We start from the raw sequence: 19,150 nt of genomic DNA, 5'->3' as shown, positions 1-19,150 counted from the left end.
CAATATACCAAAAATGCAAGTAAAATGACGGTTTCTTAGTTTTGTTCCTTCTGGTAGGCGCGAGCTTCTGTTAAACCGATCTTTGTATCACCCTTAAAGGCAATAATAAAAGCATCAGAAACCTGATCTCTTACTTCTTCAAGGGACTTTAAGATCGCAGAATAATCAGAACTGCACCGGGTAGTATATTTGTAGCGTTCACCATCTTTAAATTCCCACACATCATCAAACTTTTTATAGATATGTGTACCTTCTTTGATCTTCTTTTTAGATGAAGCCACCTGTATTCTGTAATTAACCTGCTGCGCTTCTTTTTCATCAGCCCTTCGTGCAATGTCTTCCATTGTACTTTTAGCGTCAAACTCCTCTTTATAGGCCCTAACTGCCCTAAATATAGCTGAAGCCATGTAGGTTTGTCCTTTTTCTGAAGCAATAAATTTCTCCTCGGTACTATTGGTTAAGAAACCAAGCTCTACCAGAACACTGGGCATGGTAGCCTTTCTTAAAACCAAAAAACCGGCTTGTTTAACACCCCGGTCACGACGTCCTACTCTTTCTTTAAATTGATTTTGAACCAAAGACGCCATTTGAATACTTTGATCAATGTGTATATTCTGCATCAACTCAAATATAATATATGACTCTGCCGAATTAGGATCAAAGCCTTCATAGGTTGTGGTATAATCTTCCTCCAACACAATTACCGCATTTTCCATTTTGGCAACCTCCAGGTTTTCTTTAGTCCTGTGAAGTCCAAGAACAAATGTTTCAGCACCATATATCTTTGGCGTTGAAATGGCATTGGCATGTATTGATATAAATAAATCCGCTTTGCTTTTATTGGCAATTTCAGCACGCTTATTTAATGGTACGAATACATCTTTGTCGCGGGTATACACCACCTTCACATCGGGTAAATATTCATTTATATATGAGCCAAGTTTTAAAGCAACATTTAAAACAATGTCTTTTTCCCTTGACGTTTTACCAACAGCTCCAGGATCTTTCCCTCCATGTCCGGCATCAATCACAACAGTCCTGAACTGCATAGCCTCCTGTCCCTCACTAACGAAAGTGTTAAAAAGAGCTAAAACACTTATACAGACAAAAAATTTCAGGCGTGTATTTAGTAAATAAATTGTCATACTTTTACATTATTACTGTTCAAAAATAGGAAAATTATACACACTTAAAAAAGCAATGCTTAAGGCATATTTTACAGAGAGAGCCTGCATGTGCGCAATTTTTGACTATTTTTGTGAACGCTTGAAAAAAATACCACTTTGACACTAATTAGACTTAAGGCATACAAGACGCTCAAAACTATCGCATTAACAGTTGCATTAATGAGTCTCTCCCACTTATACGCTTTTGTAAATGCACAAGAGAATAACCTACAGCGGGTTGATCAACAGCAACCAGAAGCTGCTGATACAACTAAAAAAGAATCCGGTTCATTTATAATTGATGCAGAAGTTCAATACAGCGCTAAGGATTCTATACGACTGGATAATGAGAATCAAAAAACATATATGTATGGCGATGCCCAGGTCAGTTACCAGGATGTTTTACTAAAAGCACATACCATTGTACTGGATATGGACAGCAGTACTGCACTGGCATACGGAACCGTTGACTCATTGGGCAATGAGATAGGATTACCAGTATTTACCGATCCCAGTGGCGAGTATACGATGCGCCGCATGAAATATAATTTCAAAACAGAAAAAGCCATTATTGAGCATATTGTAACCGAACAGGGCGAAGGGTTTGTTGTTGGTAACAAAGCAAAAAAAATAGAAGACAACTCCTATTGCATGAAGGATGCCAAGTACACAACCTGTGATCATCATGACCATCCTCACTTTTACCTCAATTTAACCAAGGCTAAGGTTATTCCGGGTAAGAAAACAGTTACAGGGCCCGCCTACCTGGTTGTTGAAGACGTCAAGCTTCCCATACTGGTTCCATTTGCAATCATACCAACAACCAGCTCCTATAGCTCCGGTTTCCTGTTTCCATCATACCGCGATGAGCAAGTGAGGGGATTTGGTTTGACCGATGGAGGATATTACTGGGCTGCCAGTGATTATTTCGACTTTATGGTTAAAGGTGATATTTTTACCAATGGCTCCTGGGCAATCAGAACTGGCACCAACTATAAAGTCCGGTATAAATACGGCGGACGTTTTAATTTCCAGTATATAACCAATATTTTTAGTGAGAAAGACCTGCCTGATTACAGCAAAACAAAGGACATGGCCATTAACTGGACGCACCGACAGGACGCCAAAGCCAATCCCTATCAAACGTTCTCGGCAAGTGTAAATTTCTCAACCAGTTCATTTGACCAGAATAACATCAACAACCTTTATAACCCGGCCAATAATAATATATCAACCAACACCAAGCGATCTAGTATTTCATACAGCAAAAGATGGGCGGGTAAACCCTATAACTTTTCTGCCAACTTGCTACACTCGCAAAACAGCAGGGATACAACTATTGACTTGACCATTCCTGATTTAACATTCACAGTTAACCGATTCTATCCTTTTAAAAAGAAAGATAAGGTCGGCACCAAGGAAAATATGCTGGAGAAGATCAGCCTTTCTTACACCGGTAACCTGAAAAACTACGTTCACGCGAAAGAATCTGAACTTGGCTTAGATGGCGAAAGTCTGGCCAATCAATGGCAAAACGGGGTCAGACACAGCATCCCTGTTGCCATGAACCTTAAATTTCTGAAGCATTTTACCGTAACGCCATCATTCAACTATACCGAACGCTGGTATTTGAAGAAAATAGAACAAGGTTACGACGAAGAATCTCAAAGCATTGTTAATACCGATACCATTAATGGTTTTAATCGTGTGTATGACTATAGCTTAAGTGCCGGAACTTCGACCAAGATATACACGTTCTTCAAACCATGGAGAAAACTATTTGGTGATAAGGTTGATGCCATCCGACACGTGGCCACACCATCTGTTTCCATGTCTTACCGTCCTGACTTTGGCGATTCACGCTACGGCTATTACGATTGGTTTGAATACTACGATGAAGAACGCGACGAAATTGTTCGACACGACTACTCGTACTATGAAGGCTCTTTATATGGAACGCCGGGACGGGGCAAATCAGGTTCAATGAGTGTTAGCTTAGGTAATACACTTGAAATGAAAGTAAAAAGCGACAAGGATACAACCGGTTTTAAGAAGTTAAAAATACTGGAAAGCTTAAACTTTAGTACCAGCTACAACTTCCTGGCCGATTCACTGAAATGGCAACCAGTTAACATGACCGGTCGAACAAAACTGTTTGGTACGAATGTCAACTTTGGGGCTCAATTTGATCCTTATGCTCTTGATACGCTCAACGGACAGGTGATCCGTGTTAATGAGTCAGTATTTTCGCAGCAAAAGAAGCTGTTTCGTATGACAAGTGCCAATCTGAGCTTTGGTCTTAACTTTGGTTCAGACACCTTTAAGAAGAAGGACAGGCAAGACGGCACCACTGATCCGAATGCAACCCAGGACGACCCCAACGACTTGCCACCCGATCCCTTAAACGACCAGGAGTTTGATCCGCGTGCCGCCTTCCAGGGAGCCAATGCGAGTTTTGTTGAGGGAGATGACGGTTATGCCAAATTTGAAATACCATGGAACATATCCATTAATTATTCGTTTCGACTGACCGAAGACAGGCAGAAGTTTGATCCTAAAAAGATGGCCTACGATTACAAGATCACTTCCGATATTAACCTGAACGGAAACCTGTCATTAACACCCAAGTGGAGGATCAACTTCGCATCGGGTTATAGTTTTGACCTAAAAGAGATAGCTCACACCAACATTGGTATCAGTCGCGATCTGCACTGTTGGAGCATGAATTTCAACCTCGTTCCGGTTGGCCGGTATAAATCATACTTCTTCACCATCAGGGTGAATTCAAGCATGCTGCAGGACCTTAAATACGAAAAACGCAATCACCCGCGTGATAACGATAGTTTCTATTAATAAGACATGATTAATCCTTAAATAAACTAATAAAAATGAAAAATGTAATTTCAACAACAAATGCTCCCGGAGCAATTGGCCCATACAGCCAGGCTATTGAAGCCAACGGTACTTTATACATATCTGGCCAGGTTCCTGTAGATCCGGCAACCGGTAAAGTTGTAAAAGGTGGCATCAAAGAACAAACAGAGCAGGTAATGAAAAACATTGCTGCTATTCTTGAGGAAGCTGGCTATTCTTTTGCCGATGTTGTAAAATCAACTTGCCTGCTTAGCGATATGAGCAACTTTGCAGCTATGAATGAAGTATATGGTTCTTACTACAAGGAGAACCCTCCTGCTCGCGCAGCTTTCGCTGTCAAAGAGCTACCATTGAGCGTAATGGTTGAGATTGAAACTATTGCAGTAAAATAAGCAGTATTTTAAATCATACAATAAGCGGATAACAAAATTGTTATTCGCTTTTTTTGTGCCTTATTTTTTAGCCGGATCAATAAGAAGTAAGAAGATGAGTCGAGAACCGGCAATGCACCCGGAAGAAGTTCTTCGGGATCAGAACCAAATTCTGGGTCCAGGCATAAATTTTACAAAGTCTGTAAAGAAAAAACTTCACATCTGACACACCTCTAAATTGGCTTCTGTTTTTATTATTTTAGGTTTAGGGTGATTAACTGAAATTTCAGTTTCTCCGTTGATGAAAAATTTAATAATATTATAGCTGCATGTCAGGCTGAAAGCCTGATACATCAAAACTTGGGGCAACGCCCCAAGCACATATATACAATGACAATCCAGGCTGTAGGTCTGGAACATTTATAATACGCTTATCCATAAACTATGGGACAATCATTATCACAACTTTATGTCCATCTGGCATTTGGCATAAAAGAAAGATACCCTTTTATTATCCAAATTAGTTCAAAACCAGAAACCATAAATAGATATATAATCAACCAATAAGAACATCATAAGCATTTATCCTATCAAGAGGAGCTTGAGATGTTTTTTAAGGAGTATAACCTGGAATATAAGCCTGAATATTATTAGCGATAGTTTCAGACTTACAGCCTGACAGTTAATCGATTAATCTTGCAAGGTGCGTTGCCCCTTGTTATGATGTTTTAGGCTTTCAGCCTAAGAAATATCTTAGATACAAGCTGGTGTATTATGCTTATAGAAAAAAGCTGATAACTTCCTTAATAAGCTCTTTAGTTTAATTCTAATTTACCACAAAATTAAACATTTTCAGATTAGACCCCACTTTTGCATATGATCCGTTCTTCGTTGTTCATGGCACATACAAAGCCCACATGCCTGCTTATTAAAATCCTCACGGAAACTTTTAATTATGCTCGCGGAAGCTATTAGAAATCCTCGCGGAAACTTTTACAACAGAACTCCGCATCATAAAAAAATGAATGGACCAGATAACAGGACACAAAAAAACCACCATGTCCCCATGGTGGTTTATGTCTGTTTGAAAAATGTTTTTTTAATCTATCCGAGATTAATAAAAGTGTTACTCGGCAACTACCTCAATTGAGATGTCTACCTTAACTTCACGGTGTAATTTTACAGTTGCATTGTAAGTACCTAATTCTTTAGCATCTTCTTTCATAGAAATGTTCTTACGCTCTACGTTAAAACCTTCCTTAGTTAAAGCTTCTGCAATTTGAATAGTGTTTACTGAACCGAAAATCTTACCGGTTGATGAAGCCTTAGCACCGATAGTAAATGACTTACCTTCAAGTGTCTTAGCGACTTCAAGAGCTTCATTTTTGATTTTCTCTTCTTTATGAGCTCTCTGACGCAAGTTTTCTGCGTGAACTTTCTTAGCCGAAGGAGTTGCCAAAATAGCAAGTCCCTGAGGGATTAAATAGTTACGTCCGTAACCATTCTTTACCGTCACAATGTCGTTCTTATGGCCAAGATTCTGAATATCTTCTTTTAAAATAATTTCCATCGTAAATCCTCCTTTTTCTTATTTCATCAAATCGGTTACGTATGGCAACAAGGCCAAGTGACGTGCACGCTTAACTGCTTGCGAAACTTTTCTTTGATACTTTAAAGATGTACCAGTCAGACGACGAGGTAAAATCTTACCTTGCTCGTTCAAGAATTTCTTTAAGAACTCAGGATCTTTGTAATCGATATACTTGATCTTGTTCTTTTTGAAACGACAGTACTTCTTTTTCTTAATCTCTACTGACGGAGGAGTCAAATACCTGATTTCTGATTGATTCTGTGCCATGGTCTAGTTCTCCTTTTGTTCTTTTTTAGTTGATCTTCTTTTCTCTGCATACGCCATTGCGTATTTGTCTAATCTGAATGACAAGAAACGTAGAACTCGCTCATCACGACGGAAAGCGGTTTCGAACTTGGCAATGAATTCAGGATTAGCGTCGAATTCGAACAACTGGTAAAATCCTGTTGACTTCTTTTGAATTGGGTAAGCAAGCTTACGAAGTCCCCAATTTTCTTCATTTACCATTTTACCTCCGGCCTCAACAATCAAACCTTTGAATTTGTCGACCGCTTCCTTCATCTGAGCATCAGACAAAACGGGAGTTAAAATGAAAACGGTTTCATAACGATTTAACATATCTTCTTAATTTTAGAAGGTTTAAATAATCAGGGCGCAAAGATAGAAATAAAAAAGTAAGAAACAAAGCAGTAAATTAGCGATTTAGTGAAAACACTGAAGGCAGAAGTTATCTTTCTAACTTCTGCCCTCTGCATTTATATCTTAATAGCCGAATTTAATGCTTATGACCTGAAAAATAGCGCATAAACTGCACACGCTCAAACACCTCTGGATTGGCCGATTTCCCTTGACTTAAGCGTCCTTTAAAATCAGCAATCGCATCAACATTGCGGCGCTCCATCCAGTTTTCCAACTCCTTCAACATGGCACCAATCACTTCAGCCCCTTCTTTATAAATGGCTGATACAATTTCAACCGACGATGCTCCTGCCAGCAACATTTTAACCAATGTACGATAGTCATGAACACCATTGGAAGCAATTAAATCACATCCTGCCTCTGACGATGATATGGATATCCATCGCAATGTATTAACATAGTCATCAGCTCCCGAATATACTTTTCCGGTTATTACCTGATCATTTTCAATATCGTAATCAACCGATGTGAATCTGTTAAACAGTATCAGACCATTGACACCGGTGTGCGACAAGCGATTAATAATATTACCCAGATTCGTAAAATATGGTGCCAGCTTAATACCAACAGGAATTGAAATGCGCTCTTCTATTTTTCTGACAATATCAAAATACACTTTTTCAATGTCAGCAGCTTCATCATGAATACCAAATGGTAATTTGAAAATATTCAGCTCAATGGCATCGGCTCCCGCATCTTCAATTTTATTGGCAAACGACACCCATTCACTGTAGCTACTGCAGTTAATACTGGCTATAATTGGAATATCAACCACTTCTTTGGCTTCACGAATCAAAGAAACATAGTTTTCGAGCACTTCATTTTTCACCTGGTAATCATAGTAATCGTAAAACTCCAGGTTGTTCTCATCCATCCCAAGTTGCTGCCCTACTGTCTGCTCTGCTTCAGCCTTAATCTCTTCTTCAAAAACAGACTTCAGAACAATAGCGGCCGCACCTGCATTGGCAAGCTTTTTAATACCACCAATAGTTGATGCTAGTCCTGAACTCCCCACCACAATCGGGTTTTTAATAGGAAGCCCTAAATATGTTGTTTTTAAATCTTTCATGGTAAGGGTATTTAAGCGTTTAGTTTATCCTGTAAATACTTATGCATGGCAGCTGCAGCATTGCGCCCATCGCCCATAGCCAGAATTACGGTTGCGCCACCGCGCACAATATCTCCTCCGGCAAACATTTCCGGAATAGAGGTCTGCAGCTTTTCCTCATCAACCACTATGGTTCCCCAACGGGTGGTTTCAAGCTGAGGCAATGAACTTGGAATTAGCGGGTTTGGCGACACACCAACACTCACCACCACCGTATCAACATCAATATCGTACTCAGAACCTTCCATTGGCACCGGACGGCGACGACCTGATGAGTCAGGCTCGCCCAACTCCATTTTCTGCACACGTACTTTATTAACGCGACCATTTTCATCGGCAAAGTACTCAACCGGGTTGGTTAAGTTCAAAAACTCTATACCTTCTTCCTGGGCATGCTTAACCTCCTCAACGCGGGCAGGCATCTCTTCCATTGATCGACGGTAAATGATCATGGCACGTTTAGCCCCCAAACGCTTGGCTGTACGCACAGAGTCCATGGCTGTATTACCACCGCCAATTACAGCTACATTTTTTCCACTGATGATAGGAGTATCTGTTCTCGGATTGGCTGCATCCATCAGGTTAATACGAGTCAGATACTCATTGGAACTCAAAATACCAATATAGTTCTCTCCCGGTATATTCATAAAGCGAGGTAAACCGGCTCCGCTACCTGTAAAGAAACCTTCAAATCCTTCCTCCTTCAGGTCATCAATAGTGGCTGTTCGTCCGACAATAAAGTTGTTTTCAAACTTAACCCCCATTTTCTCAAGGTTTTTGATCTCCACATCAACAATACTGTTGGGTAAACGAAACTCTGGAATACCATATTTCAATACTCCGCCAATTTCGTGTAAGGCCTCAAAAACAGTGACATCATAACCATTTTTTGCCATGTCACCGGCAAAAGTCAATCCAGCAGGGCCACTACCTATAACAGCAATTTTAATACCATTGGATGTAGCTACTTCAGGCACTGAAATCTGTCCTGACTCACGCTCATAATCAGCAGCAAAACGCTCCAGATGACCAATCGCCACCGGCTCTTTCTTCATTTTAAGCTGATAAAAACACTTGGCCTCGCATTGTTTTTCCTGCGGACATACACGACCGCAAACAGCCGGCAATGCACTGGTTTCCTTTAAGACCCTGGCAGCCTCTAAAAACTCCCCCTGTTCAATTCGTTTGACAAACTTTGGAATATTGATCTCAACCGGACACCCCGTTATACAAGTCGGGTCTGGACAATCCAGACAACGACGCGCTTCATTGATCGCTTCCTCCCGGGTAAGACCTGTATTAACCTCAATATTTGATTTGATACGTTCTGCCGGCTCAACTTCGCCCATATGAACACGTGTTAAACCGGTACGCTCTTTATTTTTTAGCAGTTTGCGGATATCAGCTCGCCATGCCTGCTCTCTTTCTTCTTTTAAATACTCTTTTGAAACAGCCATAACTACTTATTGTCTTTCGATTTTAGATATTCATTTTCTGCTCCTTTTTCAATTTCCTTGTAACCATTTAATCGAAGCAGCATCTCATCAAAGTCAACCTGGTGAGCATCAAACTCTGGTCCGTCAACACAAACGAACTTGGTTTTACCACCAACAGTAATACGACAGGCTCCACACATACCAGTGCCATCTACCATAATAGTGTTTAAACTGGCAACGGTTGGCACATTGTATTCTTTAGTAGTCAGAGCGGCAAATTTCATCATAATGGCAGGCCCGATAATGACCGACTGATCCACTTTTTCGCGCTCCATTACTTCCTTCATACCATCGGTTACCAATCCTTTTTTACCATATGATCCATCATCGGTCATCACTATAACTTCATCAGAATATTGACTGATCTGGTCTTCCAGGATAATCAAATCTTTAGTTCGTGCTGCCAATATAGTTATCACTTTGTTTCCTGCTTTTTTAAGAGCTTCCACAATTGGCAATAACGGAGCTACTCCTACTCCACCCCCACAGGCCAAAACGGTACCAACTTTTTCAATGTGAGTAGCCTCGCCTAAAGGTCCAACAAGGTCGGTTACTTCATCACCAACTTCCAGCTCGGTAATGCGGCGTGAAGAAACGCCTACTCGCTGAATAACAAGTGTGATGGTTCCCTTTTCAGGGTTAGAAGAGGCGATTGTCAGTGGTATACGTTCACCCGTATCACCAACTTTTACAATTACAAAATGTCCCGCTCTCCGGGCTTTTGCAATACGTGGAGCTTCAATTTCCAGACGAACTACATTCTCTGAAAAAAACTCCTTTTCAACAATTCTGTTCATTATTACAAACAATTACTTAGTTAAAGTACCTGAGACCAAAAGGTAGGCTGAGCGTTTAAACGCTTGCCGTTTTTAGAATTTCCAAAGGTAAATATACCGATTGAATAATCCTGAAATAATGATATTAGTTATTCATTTATTATTTACACCCATTCTAAATTAAAGCAATATTTCCACAAATCAAAAATTCACCCCTGCACGATTTCCATCTCGAATATGTTATTAGTAAATTGACTATCAGACAAAATAACAAACGAACCAACTCTTATGAATATTGAAGCCTTCTTTAAAATAACCTATGGCTTGTATATTATTGCCACAAAAAGTGGCGATAAACTTAACGGTTATGTGGCTAATACAGCTTTTCAGGTAACGGCTGAACCTGCCCAGATTGCCATTAGCTGCAGTAAAGACAACCACAGCTGCCAAATGATCAGGGACAGCAGAGTTTTTTCAATATCGATCTTAAGCCAGGATGCAAGATCTGAAACCATTGGGCTGTTTGGCTATAACAGTGGTGAGTCAGTAAATAAATTTGAAAGTATAACTTATTCTACAGCATCTACCGGTGCCCCGATCGTTACTGAAGATTGTATTGCCTGGTTCGATTGCAAAGTCAACAACATGCTTGATGTTGGCTCGCACATGTTGTTTATTGCAACTATCGAAGATGGTGATGTATTGAACAACGATGCCAACCCGCTTACATACGCCTACTACCAGGCGGTTAAAAAAGGAAAAGCGCCTAAAAACGCACCCACCTACATTGATGAAGCAAAGCTAACAAGCTCCCATGAAGATTCATCTCCCCATGAAAAACACAAGTGTTTAGCATGTGGATATATTTATGATCCTGCTGTGGGTGATCCTGATAATGGCATACCTCCCGGAACATTATTTGAAGACCTGCCCGATGATTGGACTTGTCCGACATGCAGCTCGCCCAAAGAGATGTTTGACAAGCTGTGATGAGACAGATATATATTTAGAAAGATCCTAAATTAGGACATACGCCTATAAAGAGTAATTGTTTAAAACTATGATCAATTATCTTTACGAGACCTAGCAAAAATGAATCGTATTATTAATCCTTAAAATGAACAAACAATGGCAAGCTTAAAAGGAACACAAACTGAGCAAAACTTACTTAAAGCGTTTGCAGGAGAATCGCAGGCGCGCAACCGCTATACATATTTCGCCAAACAGGCAAAGAAAGAAGGTTTAGAGCAAATTTCAGCTATCTTTCTTGAAACAGCCGAACAGGAAAGAGAGCATGCTAAACGCTTTTTCAAGTTTTTAGAAGGTGGAATGGTTGAGATAACAGCCAGCTATCCTGCAGGTATCATTGGCGATACCAAGGACAATCTTCAGGCAGCTGCCGATGGCGAAAAAGAAGAATGGGCTGAATTATACCCTGAATTTGCAAGAATAGCAGAAGAAGAAGGATTTAAAGAAGTTGCTGTTGCCTTTAAAATGATTGCTAAGGTCGAAGCTCACCATGAGTCGAGATACCGCAAATTATACAACAACCTGATGGAAGGCAAAGTATTTGAAAAAGATGGTAAAGTGACATGGATGTGCCGTAACTGTGGTTTTATTCACGAAGGAACAAAAGCACCTAACACATGTCCGGCGTGTTTACACTCACAAGCATATTTCGAAGTACACGAATGCAATTTCTAGACCGCAGAGTTAAGTAATGGCATTCCGGAGGGCATCGTTTCGTTGCCCTCTTTTTTTGATCTTGTAACAGGGCAAAAAAAGAGCCACCAGTCTTACAAGGCTTAAACTTTGTAAGACTGGTGGCTTTTATGTGTGTTGTGGTTATAAAATTACAAAACCTGGTGTATCAATTTTTGTTACCAGTATTGAATTTTATTACACCGAAACCGCTTTGCTATTAAGCATTAAAATGATACAAGAAAACAATCTCCCCTTCATATGCTGGTTTTCTGCTTCCTTCTATCTCTAGTTTAATACCAATGTTTGCACGTGTCACACCTCTTAAGTTGACAGCATTGTTAACTTTCGCATGCAAACGCACTTTACTTCCAACAATCACCGGGGCATTGAATTTTAGTTTTTCAATACCATAGTTAACCTGCATTTTAAGGTTCTGCACGTCAACAATCTGATTCCATAAATGAGGAAGAATTGAAACTGTCAGGTAACCATGAGCAATGGTATTACCGAAAGGTGATTCATTTTTTGCTTTCTCAACATCAGTATGAATCCACTGATGGTCTAAAGTTGCATCTGCAAAAAGGTTGATTTGCTCTTGAGTAAATTCATGATAATCAGAAATTCCAAGGTCACTACCGATTAATTTTTCTAATTCATCAAAACTCTTAATTACTACCTTACTCATAGTATATTCTTTAATTATTTGTCAAATATTTTGCGGCGCTAATATACAATAGTTCATTAGTTTTTATTCAGATGATGGGTGATAATTTCGTTTTTAACTCTCAGTACACTTAATACACTCCCTCTTTTACAGGCATATTAATCCCCATTGAACAAGATACTTAAACCACATCAAAGACCACCTCATCACCGAAAACGTTTGCAAATAAAGTTCATAAAAAAAACAATGGAAATTAAAACTTCCATTTACACCTGCTGAACTCATGCGCACCACCATTAAACACCTGTATATATGACTATTAACCATTTTAAAACTGCAAAAAACATAAAGTTACCAGTCACAAGAGCATCGCTTATACATTAATAAAACACTCCTATTTCGTAAATTGGCTAGTCAAAATTGCACCTCTACCTAAGTTTTAGGATATTATTATAAAATTTCATTTTTATGACCAATCGATTATCATCCATTCTGGCATTACTACTGCTGTTTATCAGCTTCCTGGTAGTTGCACAGAATGAAAATCGCCAATTTAACGCTGCTAACTTCAACAATAACAAACTAAGCATTGAGGTTTCTGACGGAACAATCGTTATTACACCCTACTCAGATTCAAACCTTGAAGTTCTTTTTCTCGCAGACACAATTCCCCCTTTTCCTGCCAATGCTATTATTGACAAACCATACGATGGAAAGGTAACTTTTAATGATGCAGATGAGCAAATTCGTCTGTCAACAGGCAAGCTTTCAGTTGTCATCGATAAGCAACCTTTTAAAATAAGCTATTTTCATATCGACAAATACCTCTTTTCTGAGGAAGAAGGTTACTTTGCCAATGATAGTATTTCTGGCTTCAGGTTTAACATTAATAAAACTGAACACCTGTTTGGAGCAGGTGAAAGAGCTTTGGGGATGAACCGTCGCGGGCATCGCCTGCAGCTTTACAACCGCGCTTCATATGGCTACCAGACATATGCTGAATTGATGTATTATTCCATGCCACTGCTTATCTCATCCGAAAAATACATGCTGGGATTCGACAATGGTGCGAGTGGCTGGCTCGATCTGGGCAAAACAGAACCGGACATCCTGCAGTTTGAATGTGTTGGTGGACGTAAGAGCTATTTTGTTGTGACATCAGACTCATGGCCGGGTCTGATGAGTAATTTTACCGAACTAACAGGACGCCAGCCCTTGTTGCCTCGCTGGGCCCTGGGCAATATCTCCTCACGCATGGGTTATCACTCACAGCAGGAAGTAGAGTCGATCATTGACAAATATGCCCAGGACAACATACCCCTGGACGGCATTGTACTTGACCTATATTGGTTTGGACCTGATGTACAGGGGCACATGGGTAACCTGGAGTGGGACCGCGACTCGTTCCCCGAGCCTGAATTAATGCTGCAACGTAACAAAGAAAAAGGTATCAAAACCGTATTGATAACCGAACCTTTTATACTCAAAAGCAGTGGCAAGTACAAAGAGTGCGCCGAACAAGGACTATTGGGCACAAGCGACGATGGTGAACCATATATCTTCGACTTCTTTTTTGGTACCACCGCATTACTGGATATATTCAAGCCCGAAGCTCGGGATTGGTTTTGGAATATCTATAAAAAGCACACGCTGAGTGGTGTGGACGGATGGTGGGGCGACCTGGGAGAACCCGAAGTGCACCCCGATGATTTGCTACATGTAAATGGTCGGGCCGATGAAGTTCATAATCTATATGGTCATGAGTGGGCCAAAGTAATCTATAAAGGTTTTAAAAAGGATTTCCCGGAACGACGCCCTGTCACATTGATGCGTGCAGGATTTATCGGCTCTCAGCGTTATGGTATGATCCCCTGGTCGGGCGATGTCAGTCGTTCATGGGGAGGTTTACAATCGCAAGTCGAAATATCATTGCAAATGGGTATGCAGGGCCTTGCCTATATGCATTCTGACCTGGGTGGATTCGCAGGTAATTACAGAGACGATGAGTTATATACGCGATGGTTACAATACGGTGTTTTTCAACCCGTTTACCGAACGCATGCACAGGAAGATGTACCACCCGAACCGGTATTCTGGCCTGACAGCACTAAAAACATAGTAAGGTATTTTATCAACCTGCGCTACCAGCTCCTGCCCTACAACTATACGCTAATGCATGAAAACAGCACAACAGGCATGCCTATGATGCGCCCCTTGTTTTTCTACGATAACAAACCTGAACTGCTGGACTATACAGATGCCTACACATGGGGGGAGTCTTTTCTTGTTTCTCCAGTCATAGAGAAGGGCATTAAAAAGCAAAGTGTATACCTACCTGCCGGCTACATATGGTACGATTTCTTTAATGGTAAAAGGTATGAAGGAGGGCAAACAATTGAAGCTAGTGTCGACATGGAGACCATTCCTGTTTTTGTACGTGCTGGCTCATTTATACCAATGATTCCCTTGATTCAGAATACCGAAGCATATAGCTCTGAAAAGTTAATACTGCACTACTATCATGATGATACTGTCCTTCATGGCAATGGCTATTTATATGACGATGACGGGAAAAGCAGAAAAGATCAACTATCCAGTCATTCGGAAACATTAACGTTTAATTGTATCAATGATGGTAAGCTTACCTTCAGGTTGACTCCGGAACAAGATCAATACGAAGGAATGCCTGAAGAGAGAGAGATCGAATTAGTCGTGCACAACTTCAAGCGCAGCACAAAACACATAAGCATTGGTGAAGCCAGGTACAAAATAGCTAACTCAACAACCAGGTTTAAAAAACTGGATGAAGGAGCTGCTTACTGTAAAGAGACAGGAGTGCTTCATGTTAAATTCAAACTAGGCAACACTGCCAAAACGATCATAGCGGAATAGATAAACAAATAACACACTTTAGATAATTAAATTCATGAGAAGATTCTTATCATTAACAGCAGTGCTGGTCGCTTTAATTGCCTGCCAGCAGCAAAAACCACAGGAGGTGGTAAGCCAAACAAAACAGAAGGCTGTCGTTTACCAGGTATTCACACGCCTGTTTGGAAACACCAACACGACCAACAAAGCCTGGGGAACCATTGAAGAAAATGGCGTAGGTAAATTTAATGACTTCAACGACAAAGCATTAACAGGAATAAAAGAGCTGGGTGTGACACACATTTGGTATACAGGTGTCCCTCACCATGCTGTTATCAATGATTATACACAATATGGTATTTCCAACGACGATCCGGATGTTGTAAAAGGGCGTGCAGGTTCGCCGTATGCCGTAAAGGATTATTACAATGTAAACCCTGATTTAGCAGTTGACCCGGCCAATCGTTTAGCTGAGTTTAAAGCGTTGGTGGAACGAACACATAAACATGGCATGAAGGTATTGATTGATATTGTGCCTAACCACGTTGCCCGTCATTACGAAGGCAAAAACAACCCGGAAGGCGTCGTTGACTTTGGTGCCAATGATGATACATCAGTTGAATATGCCATTAATAACAACTTCTATTATATTCCTGGAGAATCGTTTAAAGTACCAGCTCCTGAAAACAACTACAAACCACTGGGTGGAGAAGAGCACCCCTTAGCCGATGGTCAATTTGATGAAAACCCGGCTAAATGGACAGGTAACGGTTCCCGATTGGCCCAACCGGGCTTTTACGATTGGTATGAAACAGTAAAGATCAATTACGGTGTTCGTCCTGATGGTACAAAAGACTTTCCGGAATTACCGCAAGGTTATGACAAAATGGACTGGAAAGCTCATTTTGATTATTGGCAAGACAAAACATTACCCGACTCATGGATAAAATTTCGTGACATTGCCCTTTACTGGGTGGACTTTGGGGTTGACGGATTTCGCTTTGATATGGCAGAGATGGTACCTGTTGAATTCTGGAGTTTCATGAACTCATCGATCAAGAATGCCAATCCCGAAGCTTTCTTACTGGCTGAAGTATATAATCCAAGCTTATACCGCGATTATATTCACAAGGGTAAAATGGACTACCTGTATGATAAAGTGGAGCTTTATGATACCTTAAAACACATTATGCAAGGGCACGGATTGACCGATAACCTGCCGGCCATCCAGGAAGGACTAAAAGATATAGAACACCACATGCTTCACTTCCTTGAAAATCATGATGAGCAGCGAATTGCAAGCCCTGAGTTTGTTGGAGACGCGCAAAAAGGCAAACCGGCAATGGTCGTTTCAACAACCATCAGTACAGCTCCGACTATGATCTACTTTGGACAGGAAGTTGGTGAGCCGGGAGCTGAAGATGCCGGCTTTGGCAGCAACAGTCGCACAAGCATCTTTGACTACATCGGCGTACCTCATCATCAGCGATGGGTCAATAATGGGGCTTTTGATGGTGGTCAATTGTCAGCTGAAGAAAAAGAATTAAGGGATTTCTACAAGCGCTTATTAAACTTCTCGACAACAAGCTCAGCTTTGATGGGTGAATATGCCGAAATCCACAGTTTTAACAGGGCTAACACTGAAGGCTACAGTGATAAAGTATTCAGTTTTGTTCGCTGGAGCAATGACGAAAAACTAATTGTACTATCAAGCTTTAAGCCTGCTGATGTGGCTTCATTTGCTTTAAAAGTTCCAGCTGAAGTCATTCAGGCCTGGGGTTTAGCTGATGGTGAATATGCGCTTGAGGATGCCATGTATGGTTCATCCAATACCTTGATAGTAAAAGAAGGTACCGGATTCGTAAAAACGTCATTACAACCATTACAATCCTTTGTTTATCAAATAAAGTAAGCTTTACCGAACAGCAATCAAACACCTTACAGGTGGCGTGTTTGATTAATCACAATATTTTCGGGGAACATAATTCAAGGCTAAGGCTTCAAAAATGAAGTTTTAGCCTTTTATATTTTTGTTGAAAACACCACCATAAGCAGGCTGAATCAATATTATTAATTTACTTTTGAAAGAAAAAAATGCAGTTGAAACCTAACACCTACAGCCCAACTGAAGAAAAACTAAACATATACAGTCACCTTACAGGAATTCCTCTTGGCATTATTGCACTGATCTTTCTGCTCTTTAAGGCATCCGGCCCACTATCTTTTACGGTTTACCTCATTTATGGATTATGCATCATTGCCATGTTTACCGCATCTACTTTATATCATTCGGCTAAAGAAGAATCAAAAAGGGTTAAGCTGAAGGTTTTTGATCATTGCGCCATCTACCTGATGATCGCCGGTTCATATATACCTTTTTTAGCACTGGGAATTGGCAACAAACTAGCTTATTGGATGCTCGCGGCTGTTTGGTTTCTGGCTATCGCCGGCATCATCCTCAAACTATTCTTCACCGGACGTTTTAAGCTGGTATCAACCATCAGTTATGTATTACTTGGCTGGATAGTAGTTGTGGCCAGCAAATCGCTTATTGGCGCTCTGTCTTCATCAGCCTTACTTTGGCTATCAATTGGTGGTGCATTTTACACCCTGGGGGCTGTCCTTTACCAGATCAAACGTATACCTATGAATCATGCCATCTTTCACTTCTTTGTGCTGGCAGGCGCGTATGCGCATTTCCATGCGGTTTATTGGTATATTTAGGGATGTTAAGATGTGAGATGTTCGATGTGGGGATGTGAGGTGTTGAGATGTTGGGATGTTCAGTTCGACGATTCAACAATTAGATTGCCACTTACCCTCCAGTTGAAATTCAGGCTGACCTGAACAACAACCAAACAATAATAAAATGAATAAGTAATAACAGTGCCGCATTATCAATAATGTGAGAAAAACTATAAAAGAAGATCGTCCAGCACTGACTTAAAATCAGGAAAGGCAAAATGAAAGCCTTCCCTTTCCAGTCGCTTGGGCACTACTTTTTGTCCCACCAGTAAGATCTCTGCTCCCTCGCCATACAGCAACCTGAGGGCAGCTTTAGGCACTGATGGTAAAAGTGATTTACGCGTTCTTTTCTGCATTGCTTCAGTTATCTCCAGATTGGAAATCATCTGCGGGGCAACCAGGTTATAAATACCGTGCGATTCTTTTCGTTTGATCAGATACCAGAATGCACTTAATACATCGTTTAAATGAATAAAAGGAAATACCTGATGTCCGTCCCCCAGTTTGCATCCCAGGCCAAATTTAAAAGGTCTGGCCATGCGCGTGAAGGCTCCTCCTTCATTACCAAGAACAACACCCATCCTTACTATACACAAACGCACCTTATCCATCGTTTGAGCTCTAAACGCCCTTGCTTCCCATTGCTGACATACCTGTCCTAAAAAGTCATCGGCATAATTAGTCGAGAACTCATCATGCACCTCGTAACTATCATAAATTCCAACTGCTGAGCATGAGATGAATACATCGGGTTTCGTGGTCATATTATGAATGGCCTTCACCAATCGTTCCGTTGTGTGAATACGGCTGTTTAAAATCTCAGACTTGTAGGCACGGGTCCACTTCTTCGCTGCTACAGGGGCTCCGGCAAGATTAATGATTACAGAACAGTCAGCTATCAGGCGATCCAGTTGTCCACTACCCCTTCCAAAATGATGCCGCTTAAGTCGCACAACCTCAAAACCATTGCACTCCAAAAAATTAGACAATGCTGTCCCTATAAAACCTGTTGCTCCGCTTATCGCAACTTTATTATGTATAAGCCCTTGAGGCATAAGTATTGTACCTTTTATAATTCACACTCC

At 40.7% G+C, this 19,150-nt stretch carries 16 protein-coding genes; 7 read left to right on the top strand and 9 right to left on the bottom strand.

Translation table 11 applies throughout. From position 1 onward, the window contains the following. Positions 1-35: 35 nt before the first annotated feature. On the bottom strand, positions 36-1,145 hold the full coding sequence (locus ACRD69_RS13200) for an N-acetylmuramoyl-L-alanine amidase family protein (protein WP_430815569.1): 1,110 nt from the start codon (positions 1,143-1,145) through the stop codon (positions 36-38). A gap of 201 nt (positions 1,146-1,346) precedes the next feature. On the opposite strand from ACRD69_RS13200, the gene ACRD69_RS13195 reads away from it, so the two are divergent. Continuing rightward, a complete protein-coding gene (locus ACRD69_RS13195; RefSeq protein WP_430815568.1) occupies positions 1,347-4,019 on the top strand; it encodes a putative LPS assembly protein LptD in 2,673 nt (890 codons plus the stop codon). A gap of 35 nt (positions 4,020-4,054) precedes the next feature. Beyond that, entirely contained in the window at positions 4,055-4,432 is a 378-nt protein-coding gene (locus ACRD69_RS13190) for a RidA family protein (RefSeq protein ID WP_430815567.1), read from the top strand. A 1,105-nt stretch (positions 4,433-5,537) separates the two neighbouring features. Here ACRD69_RS13190 and rplI read toward each other — a convergent pair. The 6 genes from rplI to ACRD69_RS13160 form a co-directional block, all read right to left on the bottom strand. Further along, entirely contained in the window at positions 5,538-5,981 is a 444-nt protein-coding gene (rplI, locus tag ACRD69_RS13185) for a 50S ribosomal protein L9 (RefSeq protein WP_430815566.1), read from the bottom strand. 18 nt (positions 5,982-5,999) lie between these two features. Beyond that, the gene (gene rpsR, locus ACRD69_RS13180) at positions 6,000-6,269 is read right to left on the bottom strand and encodes a 30S ribosomal protein S18 (RefSeq protein WP_143302667.1); all 270 of its coding nucleotides are present in this window, start codon (positions 6,267-6,269) and stop codon (positions 6,000-6,002) included. 3 nt (positions 6,270-6,272) lie between these two features. After that, positions 6,273-6,620 carry a 30S ribosomal protein S6 gene (rpsF, locus tag ACRD69_RS13175; protein WP_430815565.1) on the bottom strand — a complete coding sequence of 116 codons (348 nt, stop codon included), beginning with the start codon at positions 6,618-6,620 and terminating at the stop codon, positions 6,273-6,275. Between the two features lie 157 nt (positions 6,621-6,777). Next, a complete protein-coding gene (locus ACRD69_RS13170; RefSeq protein ID WP_430815564.1) occupies positions 6,778-7,770 on the bottom strand; it encodes a dihydroorotate dehydrogenase-like protein in 993 nt (330 codons plus the stop codon). An 11-nt stretch (positions 7,771-7,781) separates the two neighbouring features. After that, positions 7,782-9,266, bottom strand: coding sequence for an NADPH-dependent glutamate synthase (gene gltA / locus ACRD69_RS13165; protein ID WP_430815563.1), 1,485 nt, complete (start codon positions 9,264-9,266; stop codon positions 7,782-7,784). Between the two features lie 2 nt (positions 9,267-9,268). Then, the gene (locus tag ACRD69_RS13160) at positions 9,269-10,102 is read right to left on the bottom strand and encodes a sulfide/dihydroorotate dehydrogenase-like FAD/NAD-binding protein (protein WP_430815561.1); all 834 of its coding nucleotides are present in this window, start codon (positions 10,100-10,102) and stop codon (positions 9,269-9,271) included. Between the two features lie 267 nt (positions 10,103-10,369). Here ACRD69_RS13160 and ACRD69_RS13155 point away from each other — a divergent pair, with 267 nt between their 5' ends. Both ACRD69_RS13155 and rbr read left to right on the top strand, forming a co-directional pair. Then, positions 10,370-11,071, top strand: a complete 702-nt coding sequence (locus ACRD69_RS13155; RefSeq protein ID WP_430815560.1) for a flavin reductase — start codon at positions 10,370-10,372, stop codon at positions 11,069-11,071. Between the two features lie 138 nt (positions 11,072-11,209). Next, the gene (gene rbr, locus ACRD69_RS13150) at positions 11,210-11,785 is read left to right on the top strand and encodes a rubrerythrin (RefSeq protein ID WP_430815559.1); all 576 of its coding nucleotides are present in this window, start codon (positions 11,210-11,212) and stop codon (positions 11,783-11,785) included. Between the two features lie 217 nt (positions 11,786-12,002). Here the strand turns inward: rbr and ACRD69_RS13145 are convergent, their stop codons facing one another. Then, entirely contained in the window at positions 12,003-12,470 is a 468-nt protein-coding gene (locus tag ACRD69_RS13145) for a MaoC family dehydratase (RefSeq protein WP_430815558.1), read from the bottom strand. A 447-nt stretch (positions 12,471-12,917) separates the two neighbouring features. Here ACRD69_RS13145 and ACRD69_RS13140 point away from each other — a divergent pair, with 447 nt between their 5' ends. From ACRD69_RS13140 to trhA, 3 genes are all read left to right on the top strand, one after another. After that, the gene (locus ACRD69_RS13140) at positions 12,918-15,341 is read left to right on the top strand and encodes a glycoside hydrolase family 31 protein (protein WP_430815557.1); all 2,424 of its coding nucleotides are present in this window, start codon (positions 12,918-12,920) and stop codon (positions 15,339-15,341) included. 34 nt (positions 15,342-15,375) lie between these two features. After that, a complete protein-coding gene (locus ACRD69_RS13135) occupies positions 15,376-17,232 on the top strand; it encodes an alpha-amylase family protein (RefSeq protein ID WP_430815556.1) in 1,857 nt (618 codons plus the stop codon). 182 nt (positions 17,233-17,414) lie between these two features. Further along, positions 17,415-18,044: a PAQR family membrane homeostasis protein TrhA gene (gene trhA / locus ACRD69_RS13130; protein ID WP_430815555.1), complete on the top strand. Its 630-nt coding sequence runs from the start codon at positions 17,415-17,417 to the stop codon at positions 18,042-18,044. A gap of 191 nt (positions 18,045-18,235) precedes the next feature. Here the strand turns inward: trhA and ACRD69_RS13125 are convergent, their stop codons facing one another. Beyond that, complete coding sequence (locus ACRD69_RS13125) at positions 18,236-19,120, bottom strand: TIGR01777 family oxidoreductase (protein ID WP_430815554.1); 885 nt, start codon at positions 19,118-19,120, stop codon at positions 18,236-18,238. Positions 19,121-19,150 lie beyond the last annotated feature (30 nt).

Source organism: Carboxylicivirga agarovorans (assembly GCF_050589845.1).
GTDB lineage: Bacteria > Bacteroidota > Bacteroidia > Bacteroidales > Marinilabiliaceae > Carboxylicivirga > Carboxylicivirga agarovorans.
Note: the sequence above shows the minus strand (reverse complement) of the source record. Positions and strands in the feature narration are given on the sequence as shown.

Excerpts from the sequence above, each read along its gene's own strand:
- rplI (WP_430815566.1), bottom strand. The coding sequence starts at position 5,981 with ATGGAAATTATTTTAAAAGAAGATATTCAGAATCTTGGCCATAAGAAC.
- ACRD69_RS13160 (WP_430815561.1), bottom strand. The coding sequence starts at position 10,102 with ATGAACAGAATTGTTGAAAAGGAGTTTTTTTCAGAGAATGTAGTTCGT.
- trhA (WP_430815555.1), top strand. The coding sequence starts at position 17,415 with ATGCAGTTGAAACCTAACACCTACAGCCCAACTGAAGAAAAACTAAAC.
- rpsF (WP_430815565.1), bottom strand. The coding sequence starts at position 6,620 with ATGTTAAATCGTTATGAAACCGTTTTCATTTTAACTCCCGTTTTGTCT.
- rpsR (WP_143302667.1), bottom strand. The coding sequence starts at position 6,269 with ATGGCACAGAATCAATCAGAAATCAGGTATTTGACTCCTCCGTCAGTA.
- ACRD69_RS13155 (WP_430815560.1), top strand. The coding sequence starts at position 10,370 with ATGAATATTGAAGCCTTCTTTAAAATAACCTATGGCTTGTATATTATT.
- ACRD69_RS13190 (WP_430815567.1), top strand. The coding sequence starts at position 4,055 with ATGAAAAATGTAATTTCAACAACAAATGCTCCCGGAGCAATTGGCCCA.
- ACRD69_RS13200 (WP_430815569.1), bottom strand. The coding sequence starts at position 1,145 with ATGACAATTTATTTACTAAATACACGCCTGAAATTTTTTGTCTGTATA.
- ACRD69_RS13140 (WP_430815557.1), top strand. The coding sequence starts at position 12,918 with ATGACCAATCGATTATCATCCATTCTGGCATTACTACTGCTGTTTATC.
- ACRD69_RS13125 (WP_430815554.1), bottom strand. The coding sequence starts at position 19,120 with ATGCCTCAAGGGCTTATACATAATAAAGTTGCGATAAGCGGAGCAACA.
- rbr (WP_430815559.1), top strand. The coding sequence starts at position 11,210 with ATGGCAAGCTTAAAAGGAACACAAACTGAGCAAAACTTACTTAAAGCG.
- ACRD69_RS13195 (WP_430815568.1), top strand. The coding sequence starts at position 1,347 with ATGAGTCTCTCCCACTTATACGCTTTTGTAAATGCACAAGAGAATAAC.
- ACRD69_RS13170 (WP_430815564.1), bottom strand. The coding sequence starts at position 7,770 with ATGAAAGATTTAAAAACAACATATTTAGGGCTTCCTATTAAAAACCCG.
- ACRD69_RS13145 (WP_430815558.1), bottom strand. The coding sequence starts at position 12,470 with ATGAGTAAGGTAGTAATTAAGAGTTTTGATGAATTAGAAAAATTAATC.
- gltA (WP_430815563.1), bottom strand. The coding sequence starts at position 9,266 with ATGGCTGTTTCAAAAGAGTATTTAAAAGAAGAAAGAGAGCAGGCATGG.
- ACRD69_RS13135 (WP_430815556.1), top strand. The coding sequence starts at position 15,376 with ATGAGAAGATTCTTATCATTAACAGCAGTGCTGGTCGCTTTAATTGCC.